Below are 18,668 nucleotides of genomic sequence, written 5' to 3' on the forward strand. Positions count from 1 at the left end.
AGTTGCAAGAGGTCTTCGTACACTCTTGAGAATTAATAGAACTATAATTAAATATTCTTATTTCTCTTAAATGGTAGTGTAGTCTAAAGATGTTCAATGTTTCCTTGAAACTCACATTTTAGTTTGCTCGTTTATTTTGATTGATAGCACCTAACGGCTATCCGGTTTTATTGAACGATCAATTTAAAACCAGCAATAACAAAAAAATTATTTAAAAATATGTTGTAGCATCAGATTCATTTTAATAACTTAAATATATGAAAATATCTGTTACTAATGTATCGTTTTATAGAGATACTATTCATATCTTCGTTGAACATAACTAGTGTATTATTAAAAGATGGCATAATACTCTGCATTAGCATGTTATTAAATAATTTATTAATTTTTCTGATACTGAATAAGATAACATCTATCATTATGTTATTACTATTTATTTTCTTCATTCATGAATTTTCTTAATAAGAATCTTCATAATTTATGTATTACACTACGATCTGATAAACATTTTTAGGTAAATTAAGTACAATAGTACATAGGTTTAAGAATAATTCTGCTAATCGCATCAATTAGCTGTGTTTAATAATCGTTATACTTTACGGATTTTTATTAGCATGATTTATTCAACGACACGAATAATATCAATAAATATTTGATAAATTTATAGTAGTATACTCAAGCAAGCAGGAGAAGTAGTGATTTTGCCTTTTATCTGTGTATTTTATAACCTTGCATTGGTATCATATTTATAATAAGAATAGCTGAATACGCATTATATATCCCAGTGAAGTCGATAATTTTAAACACAAAATACCTAGTGATAACGAAGTACTCTAAAACTAATAAATATACGTCACTATAAATATTAGTTAGGCGTCAGAGGGCATGATCAGTAAAACAATTCGTTATTTCATTCTGAGCTGGTAAACTAAATGTTGAATGACAAATATCTTTCTAGCTGGCAAACATTTTGTCGCTTATGGCCATCTATATCTCCTTTTAAGGGATGTCTAATTATTTCTTCTATTGCTTTAGTTATTAATGCAGGCAGTGATGCCTACCTTCTCTCATTGTTAAAGCCATTATTGGATGATAGTATTGGGAATACAGGAATTGATATTCTTAAATGGATGCCTGTGATTGTAATTGGACTAATGATTGTTCGTGGATTTTCTGGTTTTATTTCTAGCTATTCTGTCTCTTGGGTTGCAGGTAAAGTAGTCCTGAATATGCGTAGTCGTTTATTTAGCCACATCATGGGTATGCCGGTTTCATTTTTTGATCAACAGTCTACAGGTACTTTGCTCTCTCGGATTACGTATGACTCTGATCAAGTTGCCTCTTCTTCATCAGATGCTTTGATTACTGTAGTGCGTGAAGGTGCTTCTATAATTGCTCTATTCTGCATGATGTTTTATTATAGTTGGCAACTCTCTCTTATTCTTATATTTATTGCTCCAGTGGTTTCTATTACCATTCGTGTAGTATCGAAAAGATTTCTGAATATAAGTAATAATATGCAGAATATCATGGGCACTTTAGCCACTAATGCTGAGCAGATGTTAAAAGGGCATAAAGAAGTGCTTATTTTTGGTGGCCAAGAGTTAGAGAGTAAACGTTTCGATAAAACTAGCAACTGGATGCGACAGCAAAATATGAAGATGGTTGCTGCTTCTTCTGTTTCGGATCCTGTTATTCAATTGATAGCGTCTTTTGCGTTGGCTTTCGTGCTTTATGCCGCTAGTGTTCCATCCGTTATGAAAACCTTAACCGCAGGTACCATTACAGTTGTATTCTCCTCAATGATTGCATTGATGCGTCCCCTGAAATCATTAACTAACGTAAATGTTAAATTCCAGCGCGGTATGGCGGCTTGCCAATCCCTATTTGCTATTTTAGATTTAGAACAGGAAAAAGATACCGGTAAACTAGAGGTTGACCGTGTAAAAGGAGATGTTGAATTCCGTAATGTCACATTTATCTATAATGGAAAATGCATGCCAGCGCTAAAAAATGTGAGTTTTACAATTCCAGCTAACAAAACTGTAGCTTTAGTTGGGCGTTCAGGTTCAGGTAAATCAACCATCGCCAATTTACTAACGCGTTTCTATGATCTACAAGAGGGCCAGATTCTTCTGGATAGTTACGATTTGCGTGATTATAAGCTTAGTGCTTTGCGCAATCAGGTTGCTCTAGTTTCTCAAAATGTCTATTTATTTAACGATACTATCGCAAATAATATCGCCTATGCACGTCATGAAGTTTATAGTCGTAAACAAATTGAAGAAGCTGCTCGCATGGCTTGTGCAATAGATTTTATTCGACAAATGGATGATGGTTTAGATACCTTAATTGGCGAAAATGGTGTTTTACTTTCTGGCGGACAACGTCAAAGAATTGCAATTGCTCGTGCATTATTACGCAATAGCCCAGTTTTAATTCTTGATGAGGCTACCTCTGCATTAGATACTAAATCTGAGCGTGCTATTCAGTCTGCGCTAAATGAACTCCAGAAAAATCGTACTTCACTGGTTATTGCTCACCGCCTGTCTACTATAGAAAAAGCTGATGAGATCATTGTGCTTGAAGATGGATATATTGTTGAACGAGGAGATCATGATTTACTATTATCTAATAATGGTACTTATGCACAATTGCATAAGTTGCAGTTCGGTCAGTGATTGAACAAATATGGTCTGGAAAATATCGGATATATCTGCTCTTACTGCCGTTCTCGTGGTTCTACGGTTTATTAAGTAAGATACGCTACTTTTGCTATTGTGCAACATTGCTAAAAAGCTGGAAAGCTCCTTGTCCTGTAGTTGTAGTAGGCAATCTAACTGTGGGAGGTAATGGTAAAACACCTTTTGTTATCTGGCTAGTAGAGCAGTTACAAGCTAAGGGGCTACGAGTTGGTGTTGTATCAAGAGGTTATAGAGGTAATTCTCGGCGTTATCCGATCTTATTAAACATGAACACGCTAACATCACATGCAGGAGACGAACCCGTGCTTATCTATCAACGCACATCTGCTATCGTTGCTGTTGCCCCTAAGCGTAGTGATGCTGTAAAAGAAATTCTAAAACATTCTGCTGTTGATATTATAATTACTGATGACGGCTTACAGCATTATTCTCTGGCGAGAGACATGGAGCTGGTCTTGGTGGATGGCGTACGCCGTTTTGGTAACGGCTGGTGGTTGCCTGCTGGACCAATGCGAGAAAGAGCTAGTCGTTTGCTTTCTGTGGATGCAGTTATTACTAATGGTGGCCATCCCTCTTTAGGGGAAATTCCTATGAAGCTAATTGGTAACACTGTGGTTAATATGCAAACTGGCGAGAGATGTGCTCCTCATTCATTAATGCGATCTGTAGCTATGGCAGGTATCGGTCATCCTACTAGGTTTTTTTCTGCGTTAAATCAACTCGGAATCTCCGTTTCTAGTGTTATTGCTTTTTCTGATCATAAGAAATATGATATTGCTTTATTAAAATCCCTAACGCCCGAAAATCAGCCACTAATAATGACTGAAAAAGATGCAGTTAAATGTCGTTATTTTGCTCAATCTAACTGGTGGTACTTGCCTGTAAGTGCTTTTATACCTTGTAAAGCGGCTAATCAATTATTAACAAAAATTACAGCACTCATTATAAAATAGCATGGATATCAATAAATATATTCAATTTTTAATCAAAATAGTTTCATTTTGAAATCATTAGATATTCTTTTTAAAAGAAATTACTTGCTCATTATCTATCTTTATGAGTAAATGTTATTGGCCTATGATATAAACCTATTTATGTACGACATGAGATAAAGAAGTTCCTACTTAAGATATTATCCTCTAATTCTTTTTGTTAGACGAACCACCTTCTTAGTGCCATCCATAAGTATTTTTATTAGTGAGGTCTTTACGCCTTAGGGCAATTTTAATTAAGTTATAAAGGTAATACAAATGACTAAGAAGACCGGTCAGGTGAAATGGTTTAACGAAAGTAAAGGTTTTGGTTTTATCGAACAGCAAGACGGTAGCAAAGATGTATTCGTCCATTTTTCTGCTATTGCTAGTGAAGGTTTTAAAACTTTGGCTGAAGGTCAGCGCGTAGAATACACTATTCAAGACAGTCCTCGTGGTCCTGCTGCGGCAAATGTAGTAGCTTTGTAATATCTTATAGAATAGTTATTTTAAAATTAAATGGATTGTTCTTGCAGAATGCACCGGTTATTTGAATAAGAACTTAATATTCAGTAGTAAGACTTAAGAGCCCGTCAATGGACAGGCTCTTATTTTAATAATATTTAATATAGTTTTAAAGATATAACCTTAATAAGAACTAAATACGTAAAATTTTCAACTACCATAAAAAATGGATATAAATATTAAGTTTAATAGCATACGCAATCCCTAATATAATCTGGTACAGATGGTTTGATAGTTTATATTTTTGATTAAGAGTATAATATTTTATGGTCTTGTCTTAAATGCTTGTGTAATAAAAATTTTAAAAATAGTACTACATCTTAAATGTATTTATGTAGTCTTAATATTAAGGATGCAGACATCATTTCTTCTTCAGTATTACTAAATAATAAGATGTATTTCCTAAGTATATTGATTCTATTTTTATTATACTGCATGCTCTTTTAAAAATTAAGTGTGTTTAACTATAAAATGGCTTATAATTAATAATGATGTTAACTAGATGACTATATATTATTTCTATCTGGATTTATATTTGTACATAGAGCACTAGGAGAAGGAAGTTTGTTTATCATGATGATATAAAATAGTATTTGTATTGCACCTGTCTTAAAGCATAATTTTTTATTTACTTTTATCATTTTGCAATCTCTGAATTGTATCAACTCATGATATTCTATATTAAGGTTAATGCCAAACATTTTTAGTACAGACTCTTGATGTTATTATCTAATTTGTAATTCTAATATTTCATATATTACCTAGAATTTTACCGCTACATTGATCTTGACTAATCAGAGCGAAAGATAAACATCTATGATTAATCTAAAAATACTGTAATATATTATAACCATTTTGGTTGTGTAATAATTATTAAACCATTTGCTATCAACAGAAACTACAGCAGTTCAAAACATGATGCAATATAGTCTTAAAGACTATCTGCTGATCTGATACTCTTGAGTGATATTATATCTAGCCCATGATAGTGTTGTATTATTGGTTATTCTGATATAAAAAGAAGAAAATGATTGTTATCAATTTTCCATATATTTGCGTTCTGGAATAGTATTAATTTTTTATCCGCATAAGCTAATCTTGCATGACTGTTTATTATTACTTATTAGTTGATATTAACTTCTTATTTTTACAAATTTTTATTTTAAATTACATTACATATAATCATACCTACTTATAAGGTAAGTACTTGATAATATATTTAAGCAGAGCTAAGCGTTTTAGACATTCACGTCTGTTCTTATCAAACATTCTAAAACATCTTCAAGGAAGATTAAGAACATTGTTTTATTTGAAAATATACTGTGCATCACAAATAAGTCATCATAATCAATTATAGCGATTGCTAAAAAGTCAATGATTCTTATTTAAGTAATAAATATAAGACAGATCTTGAAATACAAGTAAGTTCTTTCGATATTATGTCGGCTGCTTTGTTGAGGTATATTAATTGTCTAATATCTTTATTGTTAATAAAATTAAGGGCTGCTCTAAGCAGAATTAAATTACTATAGTAGTTATAATGTTTATATTATCATGATTTTTGGAATATGTGTGTTCCAATTAAGCACCTTGTGTTATCATATTTATATAATAATACTGTTAATATGTGATAACTATGAATTCAGATCAGGATAATATCCTATTTCAGACATCTAAGATGTGGAATCTTTTTCTTTTTGCAAAACATGCAAAGCGAATAAATCAGAATAAGTTCCTAGATTTCTGGAATTATCCTAGACCTCAAATATTTATCCATCCTAATCTCTGTTAGAGATAGACTTATATCCTATATTACATTCTTATATTAGAGCTCTTAGTTAATAATAAATTTCTATATTTTGATTAATAGGAAATATTATTTATTTATCCTATTATTTTCTTTTCTATTATTATCAAGACGTTTAAATATTCTTTTTTAAACAATAAAAAAATTACTGAAATTATATTTCACTATTCAACAGTAAGTCATAATCTTTTATATAAAATGTATTAGAAAACATGTTTTATGCATTCAAGAATGCTTACTATCATAAAGTATCGTTAATTAGGATTCTCTGTTTTATAAATTTATACTAAATGATAACAATTTAATTGTTTATATCAAAACATATTAGTTCAAGATATGAAAGGAGTAACTGGGTAAATATCTTTATTATTTGTGTATTATATGCTTTTATAGAACATAATAGTCTTTTATATTCAGCCTATATATCAGAAAAAGCGAGATATATTATTTATTTTATTTTCTGTAAATAAGCATAAATATTCTTATAATGCGTCTATTGTGCAGAGAATACTTATCTTACAATAATAATATACTAAACTTTAGTTTTATCTCTTTTTATGCGTTTGATAAAAAGTAGTTATAAAACTTAAGATGTTTTAAGAAGGATTAGATAAAATTTTTGTATAAAATTGCAAGATAACGTAATGTTAGTATATACATGCTTTTATTAAAATTATTTAAGATGAAATACTATTTGCTGCTTTTAAGCTGATCTGCGTGAATGATCTTAACTAATAGTTTATGTGGTATAATTTATCTGTTAGATTCATATCAGTTGATTCATATTAATAAATTTTCTATCTTCTAAGCTTGGTATTTACAGTGAGATATTGCTTGTGCAGTATTTTACAATAGTGTTTCTTTTTTTTGATATTGATATCTAAAAAATTTGATGTCTATTATAAGATAGAGATCTTAATTGTTAAGCAATACCGCAATTTATTGATTAGATTACTACATATAAATGTGTTTTTATAGAATTGCTTATATCAATAGGTCTATTTTTAATTTCAGACCATACCAATAAAATAATACGTTCGTTTAATTTATATCATGGTTTCTATATCAATTTTCATGATAATACCTCTTAAAAATTTGTTTACTTTAATATCTAATAAAAGCAAGGGAAAGTCTGTACGCTCATTGGCTACAATAAATAACAATCAGATGATTAGTCTTAATTTATTATATCTTCTCTATAGGGATTAGTAATTAGTCATGTGTGAGTTTTTATCATGAGAATATTATTATTTTATACAAAATATTAGTTGCAGAATACATAGATTATCATTTTGATTAAATAGATAGGGCTCTAATTAATTAGCTCTTTTTATCCTTAACCATTATAATGCATAACATAAGATTTGAAATAGATTATGATAGAATCATAGATAAAATTTTTGTAAAACTTTATCTGATTTTTGAGAAAGATTGATCAAATATCCGCAAAATGCGATAATGCATACGATTATTAAAATCAGAACTATTCATATACCAATACACAACTACTAAAAATATAAATATATAGTTCACTATATAAGTATAGCAGTATCATTTATTTCTTACCCAATCTCGGTTTATATCTAAGTCTTAGGTAGGAGCATAAAATACTATTTTTACAATATTAATGTTAAAAGGTGGTCTAGTGATAGATAATGATGGCTACCGCCCAAATGTAGGTATCGTAATTTGTAATAGCCAAGGACAGGTTTTTTGGGCCCGTCGTTTTGGGCAGAACTCTTGGCAGTTTCCTCAAGGAGGAATTAATCCTAGAGAAACTCACGAACAAGCAATGTACCGAGAACTATTTGAAGAAGTTGGATTGAAGGGCAAAGATGTACAAATTCTTGCGTCTACCAATGACTGGTTACGTTATAAAATACCTAAACGTTTAGTACGTTGGTATCAGAAGCCTGTATGTATCGGTCAAAAACAGCATTGGTTTTTGTTATATCTAAAATCTAATGAATCTGAGATAAACATGCAAAAGATTATTGCTCCTGAATTTGATTATTGGCGATGGGTGAGTTTCTGGTATCCCGTAAATCAAGTTGTTTCATTTAAAAGAGATGTTTATCGTAGTGTAATGAAAGAGTTTTCACCTATGGTTATGTCATTTAGAGATCTGGAATTGCTAAAAAGACGTATATATACTAGCTGATCTTATCATATATTTGACTATATTTAAAAATATAATTTTAGGTTTTTAGTTTTATACTTATCCTCAAGATACTGCGATTAAGATAGCAAATAATTAGTAATAATATTAATGATTATGCTTTGCAATACGACTGACTTTACTTGCTATAGTTTTAAACATGAAAATCATGACATATTATTCATCATATAATTGCTTTTAGCATATATTCCTTGTTAGAAAAAGATGCAAGGAGGCATTCAATAGTTTAAGAAGCTCGGATTATGACTAATAATATTTTTAATTATTTCGATATTAAGATTATTTACGCTGCAATAAGGAAAGTGAATAATCAGGACTGTGTTCTGAGTAAATATTGATAGAAGTTATAAGAAGGTATACAATACGAGCAGTTATAATTTTATATGAAAAATACTATATTTTGTCTTAGCTCTTGTATTCTCTCCCCTTGTAACTTTTATCTATTAAACATAAATCATAGATATCTCCTACAGAAACATAACTACGATAAAACCTATACATATAGTTTTGATTATTAGGATAAAAATATTATATGCAGCACTTACATAAAAATCCAGCGCATAAAATAATCATGCTATTTTGCAAATTATAAATGTATGAAATTTGATTAGGTATTGCCTTTATCAATGTATTTATTCTACTCGGAATACTAATATATTTCTGATTGCCTTTAATATTTATATAATTACTAATAATAATCCTTCTTATGGAAAAGACTACCTTAGCCAGGTGATGACTTGACTAATAATATTCAAGTTTTGTTCACTCAAAATGCTAACGATTAATGCCTCATGTATCTTATCTATTTTCATATAAGATCTTCTATGCTATTGAAAGTAGTTCTTACCTCTTTGAGGTTATAACTACAACACACTTTGCTTATTCTCTTCTTTAAGCAGAGTGATTATCTGCTTTATACTATGAATTATTCAGGACATATTTGTAGTAATACTATCTTATCATTAACTATTTAGATTCCTAAATATCTATTTAAAATCAAGAATAGCTCTATATTTCTTACAGCTATAGGATAAAAATCCTACTTTTATTTAATATCTGAGCGCTTATTGCAAAACACAGTATTTGTTTTATCAATTTATTGAAATTAAATAGCAGTGCCTTATAGCAACTATTACTGAATTAAAGTGTTTTTCAGCATCATGAATTTAATAGTATTTTATTCTATGAATTATTTAGATAATAAAAGTCTATAGTATATATACTTTATGTGAGAGCATTTTGCTGTAGACATTTTGATTCAAATTTAGGACGATTAGTTTTTAAATTTCTATTTTTATTGATATTATAAGTTACCTGCAGAACTGCTTCACTTATATTATATATGATTTACGGCTCACTGTTATAGAGATAGTTTATGATTTTATGATACAAGAGCTCTTTTGATCAAGGGCTAGCCACTAATATGTGAACTTATTAATCATCATTATATACCTCATTAATCTATAAGTCTTTCAGTCAACGGAATATCTCTCTCTAATAATAGTGATTTAACTCAAAAATTATTGAATATATTCTAATGAGCCATTAATCATTACTATGATATACTATACTGATTTTAGGCATGTTACATATCATTATGTTGTGGTCAGTAATTAATATATTAAAATTTTCTTTTTAGATGTACGTACTACATTTTTTTACTTAGCTACAGAAAATTTATTTAAGATATACAGTATTTAAAATTTTAGCGATTTATATATCCATAAATTATCTTTGTATTTTCTAAGAAAAAAGAAAAATTAAATTAATAATGATGATCATAGATAATGAATAAAGTATTCTAAAATACTCAAGAGATATAGCGATCGATATTTTATTGCTACAGTTAAGATCAGTATTCTATACTAAACAGAAGAATTAAGTTTTTCTAAAAAATAGTATTTGTTTCAAGCATAATATTAAATAATTAATATATTTTTATAAAATATATCCTTCAAGAAATAAGATTTACGAGTGGTAACATATTATGCTTTATAGATGAAATATCGAGCTATTAGTTATATTTTATATATGCTAAGTTAGCATCATAGATCAGTAAATATAACAGCAATAACAATCTTAACTAAATAATACTGCATTAGATACTACAAGTCTAGCAATCTTGTAATAATATACGAATGCAAAATTTTCTCTTGATAAATTTATCATAGTTAAATTATAGATAACATTCGTCAAAATAGAGAAGCAGTTTATTGAATATTTATAGAGATATTTCAGGAACTTAAAGTAATAAGATGCTATATGACGTATTTTGTATCTCTTAATTCTATAGATGCAATGGAGATAAAATATGAGACTTTGTGACCGTGATATCGAGGCCTGGCTAGATAGTGGTAAAATTATTATTTTACCTCGTCCACCGTTATATCGTGTGAATGGCGTTACTGTTGATGTGCATTTAGGAAATAAATTTCGTGTTTTTCTTGGCCATAACGCTGCCTATATAGATCTAAGTGGGCCTAAGGATCAAGTATCTGAAGCATTAGAACAGATTATGAGTGAAGAGATTATTTTGAGTAAAGACAAGGTCTTTTTTTTACATCCTGGAGAACTGGCTCTTGCAGTAACACTAGAGTCAATAACTTTACCTAATGATTTAGTAGGTTGGTTAGATGGCCGTTCTTCACTTGCGCGCCTTGGCTTGATGGTGCATGTCACTGCACATCGAATTGATCCAGGTTGGAAGGGATCTATCGTTCTGGAATTCTATAATTCAGGCAAGATTCCTTTAGCTCTTCGTCCTGGTATGCCCATAGGAGCACTTAGTTTTGAGTGTTTATCTGGACCTGCGTTGCGTCCTTATAATATTCGGCAAGATGCAAAATATTATGACCAGCAAGGTGTTGTTACCAGCCGTATTGATCAGGATTAATGCTGCTTCTTCCCTCCTGATTTTAATAGGTATCAATTATTTTGATACTCTAACAGAAGGCGTATAACTTTATATAACAGTAGTGTAACAGAATCTCCTCAAAGTTATTAAAATATCTTTTCTGTTTACCAAACAATAATTATGTCAATTGTTCATAATAGTCAGTATCATTATTGAGCATATATAATCAAAAATTTTAGGTAGAGTACAATTTATCTATTTAAAATTTAATTTTTCTATTTTTATATTTTCTAAAATTATCTTATTATTATATCTAGAAAAATATTTTTGTAATTCTAATAAATCTTGCATGACTTATTATAATATATAACACATGCTTGAATCAGTTGTTAAAGATGATTAGATGTATATTGAATAACATATTTAATTAATTAATATTTTAGGATCTTTTAATCATGTTTATTAAAATGTTGATTCTGAAAAGATATAGTGTGAAACACAAGAAAGGATTTTAGTGGTAGGAAATAAGATGTATTGCTATTTACTAAAAATATTCAATAATATATAACATTAAACTATTTTTTATCTTTTGTATATTGTAAGGTATAAGCATAAGGATACATCATTAATTCATTCCCTATCTAGCAAAATATTTTGTCCTTAATATTATACCCTATCAATTGATCCTCATAGTTTTATATAATGCTAAATATAGCAACTTAAGAACTATTAAATTAGGGCTATTAATTTTCTTTCTATGTCAATTTGCTAAGTTATATTAATGTTTTATTATTTATCTGAAAATAATTATAGCTCGTTATTTGGCAGATTATTCCATATTCTCTTGTTCAAAATCTACTCAATCATATATTATGCAGTACCTTTACTAGGAGTAGTATTCAATCTTGTATCATCCTTGTTTATTTGCTCTGTTATTTTTTATATAAGCAGCATTACTCTAAGATAGATAGGTATAGATGATTATCTAAAAATTCTTACTGTATAGAATTAAACCATCATTTATTTTTAGTAATTTATAATGCTTCCTGATATGAAATTATTTAAGATCTATAGTATAAATCTGCAAAGAGATAATTTTTCTATAAAAGGTTTATAGCTATATGCTGCTTATCTCTGTATTTTATATTATAAACAACATGCTTTGAGTGTAGCAGCCAAAAGTACTGTTATCTTTATAAGATAAATACGAAGAACCATATATTAATAAAGTTGATCAAATGGATAAGATATATCCCTATATATTTTATTAAGATATCTTAAAGTAAAGATGAATACTCTATATTAATTTCGCTAATGTTTATAATAATTTCTTAAAAAGAAAATACTTGTTCTCTTGATATTTGTATTATTATAAAGTTTAACTTCTATATCCGGGATTAGTTTAATATTATAAATACTATAAAATAATCTAATATCTAGAACTAAGATCATTAAAAATATAAAAATAGAGGAATATAATTTTGTAGCTGTATAATATATGCTTATTAATTAATTGAATATACTTCACAAGTCTTATGTAATTGACAGGAATATGGAAGAAGTAGATGATATTTGTTTCTTTTTGATTATGTATGAACTAAAATCTAGAGAACAATACTCTGTATACTTTTTGACTCTTTAAGAAGTATAAGAATTTTCTTGCGTGATACAAGATGATCTACTATTGGTTGTGGATAATCTAACAAACTACTTGCCTTAATATCCCATAGATGCGGGGTGTTTATATGACTTTTTGGTATATGTTCTAATTCAGGAATCCAACGCCGGATAAACAAACCCTGTTCATCGAATCTCTTCGCTTGAGTTGTCGGATTAAAAATACGAAAATAAGGCGCAGAATCTATTCCTGAGGATGCGGCCCATTGCCAACCACCGTTGTTAGCCGCTAAGTCTCCATCTATCAGTTGAGACATAAAATAACTTTCTCCTGCCCTCCAATTAATTAATAAGTCTTTGACTAGAAAACTACTAGTAAGCATCCTTAACCTGTTATGCATCCATCCGGTATAGTTAAGCTGTCTCATCGCTGCATCAATAATAGGGTAACCAGTTTTTCCTTGTTGCCACGCTATCAAATGTTCTGCCTTCCCTATCCAGGGAATATTATTATTCCATTGAATAAATGGTTGATTACGGCATAGCTTAGGATAAGCCACTAATAAATGATGATAAAAATCTCGCCAAATAAATTCATTAAGCCATATAAACTCACCATTTTTTTTATTTTCTAATACATTAGGATCCTTAATTAGTAGTTGCTGCAGACACTGACGCGGAGATAAAATACCAATACTTAGATAAGGAGACAGCATACTAGTTCCATCAAGAGATGGGATATCTCTCAATTGTGCATAATCCTGAACATGTTCTCGACAGAAAAGATAAAGTCTATTTAGAGCAGCTTTTTCTCCTACAGGGAATAGCTCGTGGTCTATCTCTTGCTGAGGATAATCAAAAGGCTTTAGTCTACATATATTAGAAATTTGGTTTCTTTTATCCGGAGCAGGTAAAACACATAGACTTAAATTATTAAGCTGTTGTAAAAAAGATTTACGAAATGAGCTAAATACTTTGTACATTTCTCCACTATAGTTCAAAACGCTACCTGGCGGAAGCAATACAGCATCATGAAACTCATGAATCTTACATACCCCCTTTATTAAGTGCGCTACGAGATCATCTCGCCTTCTCTCATTTAGTGCATATTGTTTATTATAAAAAAGGTTTGTTGCCTCATGTTGCTTGCAGAAATTAACCAGCCATTCTGCTAGTTCGCGAAAATTAACAGACTGCTGGTAAAAAAAGGGAATATTTTTCTTCGCTAAATTTTTAACTAAACACTGTAGATGTTGATTAATAAACTTCGCCTGGCGCGGTGACATGTTATGCTTTTTCCACTGTCCTGGTGTAGCAATATATACAGAGATGACTTTTGCAAGAGGGTTTTTACAGGCCTCATATAGAGCCCGATTATCTTGCACTCGCAAGTCATTACGAAACCAGACTACGTTTGTAGAACTCATTCTTCTTCCTTGTTACTGTAATGCTCATACCTGTATGGTATATAATAATATTGTGTGCTAAATAAAATAAAGATTCTCTAGTAAGAGATGCGTTAGGATGCTGTTTGAATCATATGTATATGATAAGTTTTTGTTTACTGTATACTATTTAACATTTCCACTGAGATCTTGTAAAACTTACTACAGACTACTTTCTATGATAATAATGATTTATTAATTATTTAGAGATTTTATTTAGTGTATTATAAGTTTCGTGAAAATTAGTTATATCTTAACAGATATTTGAATAGATAATCGGGCTTATTATCTTGCTAGTCTGTGAAACCTAACAAACCACTTCGTCAGCTATTATAGCTTTGATGTATTAAGCGATTGTTATTTAATAAAAATATATAGATCAATTATTACATTTTATTAAATGTATACAGCATAATTTGTAATTATTTTTTAATTGATTTTACTTAAAATAAAGAAATAAAAATATCAAGCAGTATGAAATACTTTTTAGTTTCTTGCAAAGAAAGATGTACTTATATTTTCTATGAGTCAAATCTATTCAAAGAAGCAGTTTATCTATTTTTACAAAATTAGATTAAATACTAGTTTAAATTTTAAGATTTGATCTGCATAAATCATAGTAAAAGAAATATGTTATTTAGCCTAGCGACTGATAATATGATACTATGCTATAATATTGCTAAAAGAAATGAGTCTCAAGTTCTTTGCGTTGTATATCTTATATGAATGCCTTAAGATAGAGTAGTATTAAGAATTCCTGATGATCTGGGCTCGCTATCAAAAACAAATTTAATTTTATAAGAACTTGATAGAACAAGATATAATCAAGAATTGCTAAAGTTATTTAACATATTTTATTGACTTTTTGCAATACAAGTATTTTTTTATATTTAATAATCTCTACTTTAATATTTTGCAATTTTTTATTATGTTCCTTTGATTAGTTCAGGAGATTGGAAATATTTTTATTATAGTATCTACTAATGCATTTAGGGCTGTAAAGACTGATAGATAAAATATAGGTTTTTAAAATTTTTTATATATATACTTAGTAATATTCTATATGTTCTCTAATCTAGTTGTAACTATTTAATGAAAAATAAGTTAATACTATTAAATGATATTAAAAATAGGATATTAAATAAATCAATACAACAATATGTTCTTATCTTTTTCTGTACAATATTTTTATAAACTAAAACATGATCCTGCGCTAGACATTTTCAATCTGTATTTCTATCAAAATTAAAATAGATAATTGCTTTATTTAAAAATTTATCGTGATTAAATTGATAATTGATCTAATCAAGAGCAAGTCTATATTCATACATGTTCATAAATTTTTATATATATTTACCTAATAGCGTATCTCTTTATAAAATACGATATTAAATATATTATGCATCAGTGATATGTGATTAATATTTATATTAGAATATGAAAATTGTGTAACAATTGCAAGCAAGGAAGAATCTATATCTAATATAGTGTAATATCTTTATCAAAAGATATCATGATTAGTTTTTATTAACTAATACTCTCGTCATAGCTGAATTAAGTTAGTAATTTTAAAATTTTTTGTTTTATGTTCTTATTCTTAGCTAACTTGTAGCGATAATATTAACGAAACTTGTCAACAGTGCTGTTGATATCATGAAGTTGATATAAATATAAATTCTTCTTTTAATATCTTTGTGGATAAAACTACCCAATCTGATATAAGTAGGGGATATTCTGTCTGGTTTGGGTTATTATCTGCCGTTCCACTTTCGTTCTATAATCCAGATATCTGATATTATTAGATATCATAATATTTATAAAGTAAATTTATAACCGATTACTATGTAATAGTACTTTTATCGGTAACCTGTTCATCACCTATCTTTTGTTCTAGATATTTTAAGAAGATTAAACGAACATCATCGTTAAAAGTCAGCTTGAGTATTTTATTGATTTCTTCCTGATCTTCTCCGATTGGAGTACGCCGTGTCACTTTCTCTTTGGCAGCAGTGTCTTGCCAAGTTGCAGGATGATTTACCTGCCACAGAATTTAGTATGTGGATCCGTCCTTTACAGGCGGAACTAAGTGCTAATTCCTTAGCACTGTATGCTCCTAATAGTTTCGTATTAGACTGGGTGCGTGATAAATATCTTCATAAAATAAATGTATTATTAAATAATTTTTATGGCAAAGATACATTATTTATCCGTTTTGAAATTAGTATAAAACCTATAATTACAGTGATACCTGATCAAAATATGGTCAATATGATTCTTGCAACTCCTTTAAATATTGGTTGGAATAGACACACTACTAACCCAAAATTAGCTTATAGATCTAATATGAATCTTAAGCATAGTTTTGATAATTTTGTCGAGGGTAATTCTAACAAACTTGCCCATGCAGCTGTTCGTCACGTGGCGGGCAATCCTGGTGAAGTTTATAATCCCTTGTTTTTATACGGTGGTACAGGATTGGGGAAAACACACCTTCTGCATGCGGCGGGTAATGGCATGATTTCAATCAAAGATAATGCTAAAGTCGTTTATATGCACTCTGAGCATTTTGTTCAGGATATGGTTAAGGCTCTGCAAAATAATGTTATAGAAGAATTTAAACGTTACTATCGTTCCGTTGATGCCCTTCTTATTGATGATATCCAGTTCTTTGCTCATAAAGAACGTTCGCAGGAAGAGTTCTTTTATACTTTGAATGCTCTACTAGATGATAATAGGCAAATTATTCTTACTTCGGACAGATACCCAAAAGAGATTAATGGCGTAGAAGGTCGTCTAAAATCACGTTTTGGATGGGGTCTAACTGTGGCTATCGAGCCACCAGCATTAGAAATGCGAGTCGCAATTTTAATAAAAAAAGCTGATGAAAATGGCATATCCCTCTCCGGAGAAGTTGCATTTTTCATAGCTAAACGTCTACGCTCTAATGTTCGTGAGCTAGAAGGTGCATTGAACCTGGTGATCGCGCATGCTAATTTCAAAAGTTGTGCAATTACAATAGATTTTGTTCGCGAAGCATTACGTGATCTGCTTTCTTTAGAAGAAAAAATATTTACTATTGATAATATTCAGAAAACTGTTGCTGAATATTATAAAATTAAAGTAGCAGACTTAGTTTCCAAAAGACGTTCCCGCTCTGTAGTTCGTCCTCGCCAAATGGCAATGGCATTGGCGAAAGAGTTAACTAACTATAGCTTACTAGAGATAGGTGATGCCTTTAATGGTCGTGACCATACAACTGTCTTACATGCTTGTCGAAAGATTAATCAATTACATGAAGAAAACCACGATGTTAAAGAAGATTTTTCTAACTTAATGAGAATTTTATCATCCTAATACAATAATAGTGATTGTAGAGATATGAAATGTATTGTTGAACGTGAACATTTATTAAAGCCTTTACAACAGGTTAGCTCCCTACGAGGCAGCCGGTCAATATTACCTATTCTTGCAAATATTTTACTGCAGGTTAAAGACGACCATCTATTTTTAACAGGTACTGACCTTGAAATAGAAATTATTGCGAGGATTCCTCTCACACAAGATTATATAAAAGGAGCGACAACTATTTCTGCGCGTAAATTTTATGATATCTGTCGTGCTCTTCCAGATGGTGCTAAAATGACTATTTTTTTAGACAACGATAGAATATCAGTGCTTTCAGGTCGTAGTAGTTTTTATCTAACCACATTGCCTGCTATTGATTTTCCTAACGTAGATGACTGGCAGAATGAAGTTGAATTCAGCATACCACAGGCAATGTTAAGAAAGCTAATTGATGCAACTCAATTTTCCATGGCTCATCAAGATGTTCGTTACTATCTGAATGGTATGTTATTTGAAACTGAAGGTGAAGAACTGCGCGCCGTTGCAACTGACGGTCATCGCCTTGCGGTATGCTCACTGTCAATTGGCCAGATATTACCAAAGCATTCCGTAATTGTACCGCGTAAAGGTATTATTGAGTTATATCGTTTGCTTAACGGTAGCGAAACACCACTGCATTTGCAAATTGGTAAAAAGAATATCCGAGTTAACGTGGGTGAATTTATCTTTACTTCTAAGTTAATTGATGGCCATTTCCCAGACTATCGTCGTGTTTTACCTAAAAATCCTGATAAAATATTGAAAGCTGATTGCAATGCTCTAAAACAAGCATTTTCCCGAGCGGCAATCCTATCAAATGAAAAATTACGTGGTGTCAGAATGCATATTAGCAATCATCAAATCACAATTACTGCAAATAACTCAGAACATGAAGAAGCAGAAGAAATCATAGATGTAAACTACGTAGGAGCCGATGTTGAGATAGGATTCAATGTTAGCTATGTTCTTGACGTGCTGAATGCTCTTAAATGCGAACATATTCATATGTTTCTTACAGATACAGTATCTAGCATACAGATTCAAGATGCCTCCGTTCAGTCATCTTCCTACGTAGTTATGCCAATGCGTCTATAGAAGATAATACGCTATTATTTAGCTTTTGTAGTTACTTTATCTTTTTCCTGATTTATGCGATTTGACGATTTAGTAGAAATATTTGA

At 30.1% G+C, this 18,668-nt stretch carries 9 protein-coding genes; 7 read left to right on the plus strand and 2 right to left on the minus strand.

The features are described from left to right. Positions 1 to 932 precede the first annotated feature (932 nt). From msbA to dcd, 5 genes are all read left to right on the plus strand, one after another. The gene (gene msbA, locus KTT71_RS01310) at positions 933 to 2,681 is read left to right on the plus strand and encodes a lipid A ABC transporter ATP-binding protein/permease MsbA (RefSeq protein ID WP_216782675.1); all 1,749 of its coding nucleotides are present in this window, start codon (positions 933 to 935) and stop codon (positions 2,679 to 2,681) included. Next, positions 2,678 to 3,658, plus strand: a complete 981-nt coding sequence (gene lpxK, locus KTT71_RS01315; protein WP_216782676.1) for a tetraacyldisaccharide 4'-kinase — start codon at positions 2,678 to 2,680, stop codon at positions 3,656 to 3,658. The genes msbA and lpxK overlap by 4 nt, the downstream gene beginning before the upstream one ends. Positions 3,659 to 3,955: 297 nt before the next feature. Next, positions 3,956 to 4,165, plus strand: coding sequence for a transcription antiterminator/RNA stability regulator CspE (gene cspE, locus KTT71_RS01320; RefSeq protein WP_216782677.1), 210 nt, complete (start codon positions 3,956 to 3,958; stop codon positions 4,163 to 4,165). A gap of 3,488 nt (positions 4,166 to 7,653) precedes the next feature. Next, positions 7,654 to 8,169: an RNA pyrophosphohydrolase gene (gene rppH, locus KTT71_RS01325; RefSeq protein ID WP_216782678.1), complete on the plus strand. Its 516-nt coding sequence runs from the start codon at positions 7,654 to 7,656 to the stop codon at positions 8,167 to 8,169. A gap of 2,329 nt (positions 8,170 to 10,498) precedes the next feature. Next, positions 10,499 to 11,080 carry a dCTP deaminase gene (dcd, locus tag KTT71_RS01330; RefSeq protein ID WP_216782679.1) on the plus strand — a complete coding sequence of 194 codons (582 nt, stop codon included), beginning with the start codon at positions 10,499 to 10,501 and terminating at the stop codon, positions 11,078 to 11,080. Between the two features lie 1,565 nt (positions 11,081 to 12,645). Here dcd and phrB read toward each other — a convergent pair. Both phrB and KTT71_RS01340 read right to left on the minus strand, forming a co-directional pair. Beyond that, complete coding sequence (phrB, locus tag KTT71_RS01335) at positions 12,646 to 14,085, minus strand: deoxyribodipyrimidine photo-lyase (protein ID WP_216782680.1); 1,440 nt, start codon at positions 14,083 to 14,085, stop codon at positions 12,646 to 12,648. 1,858 nt (positions 14,086 to 15,943) lie between these two features. Then, positions 15,944 to 16,096: a hypothetical protein gene (locus KTT71_RS01340; protein ID WP_216782681.1), complete on the minus strand. Its 153-nt coding sequence runs from the start codon at positions 16,094 to 16,096 to the stop codon at positions 15,944 to 15,946. On the opposite strand from KTT71_RS01340, the gene dnaA reads away from it, so the two are divergent. Together dnaA and dnaN are read left to right on the plus strand one after the other, a co-directional pair. Continuing rightward, complete coding sequence (gene dnaA / locus KTT71_RS01345; protein WP_216782682.1) at positions 16,090 to 17,457, plus strand: chromosomal replication initiator protein DnaA; 1,368 nt, start codon at positions 16,090 to 16,092, stop codon at positions 17,455 to 17,457. The two genes, KTT71_RS01340 and dnaA, sit on opposite strands and share 7 nt — an antisense overlap. Before the next feature lie 24 nt (positions 17,458 to 17,481). Further along, positions 17,482 to 18,582, plus strand: a complete 1,101-nt coding sequence (dnaN, locus tag KTT71_RS01350; RefSeq protein WP_216782683.1) for a DNA polymerase III subunit beta — start codon at positions 17,482 to 17,484, stop codon at positions 18,580 to 18,582. The last annotated feature ends 86 nt before the right edge of the window (positions 18,583 to 18,668 follow it).

The sequence above is a fragment of the Candidatus Profftia tarda genome (assembly GCF_904848675.1).
Classification (GTDB): domain Bacteria; phylum Pseudomonadota; class Gammaproteobacteria; order Enterobacterales; family Enterobacteriaceae; genus Profftia; species Profftia tarda.

Excerpts from the sequence above, each read along its gene's own strand:
- msbA (WP_216782675.1), top strand. The coding sequence starts at position 933 with ATGTTGAATGACAAATATCTTTCTAGCTGGCAAACATTTTGTCGCTTA.
- cspE (WP_216782677.1), top strand. The coding sequence starts at position 3,956 with ATGACTAAGAAGACCGGTCAGGTGAAATGGTTTAACGAAAGTAAAGGT.
- dcd (WP_216782679.1), top strand. The coding sequence starts at position 10,499 with ATGAGACTTTGTGACCGTGATATCGAGGCCTGGCTAGATAGTGGTAAA.
- phrB (WP_216782680.1), bottom strand. The coding sequence starts at position 14,085 with ATGAGTTCTACAAACGTAGTCTGGTTTCGTAATGACTTGCGAGTGCAA.
- dnaN (WP_216782683.1), top strand. The coding sequence starts at position 17,482 with ATGAAATGTATTGTTGAACGTGAACATTTATTAAAGCCTTTACAACAG.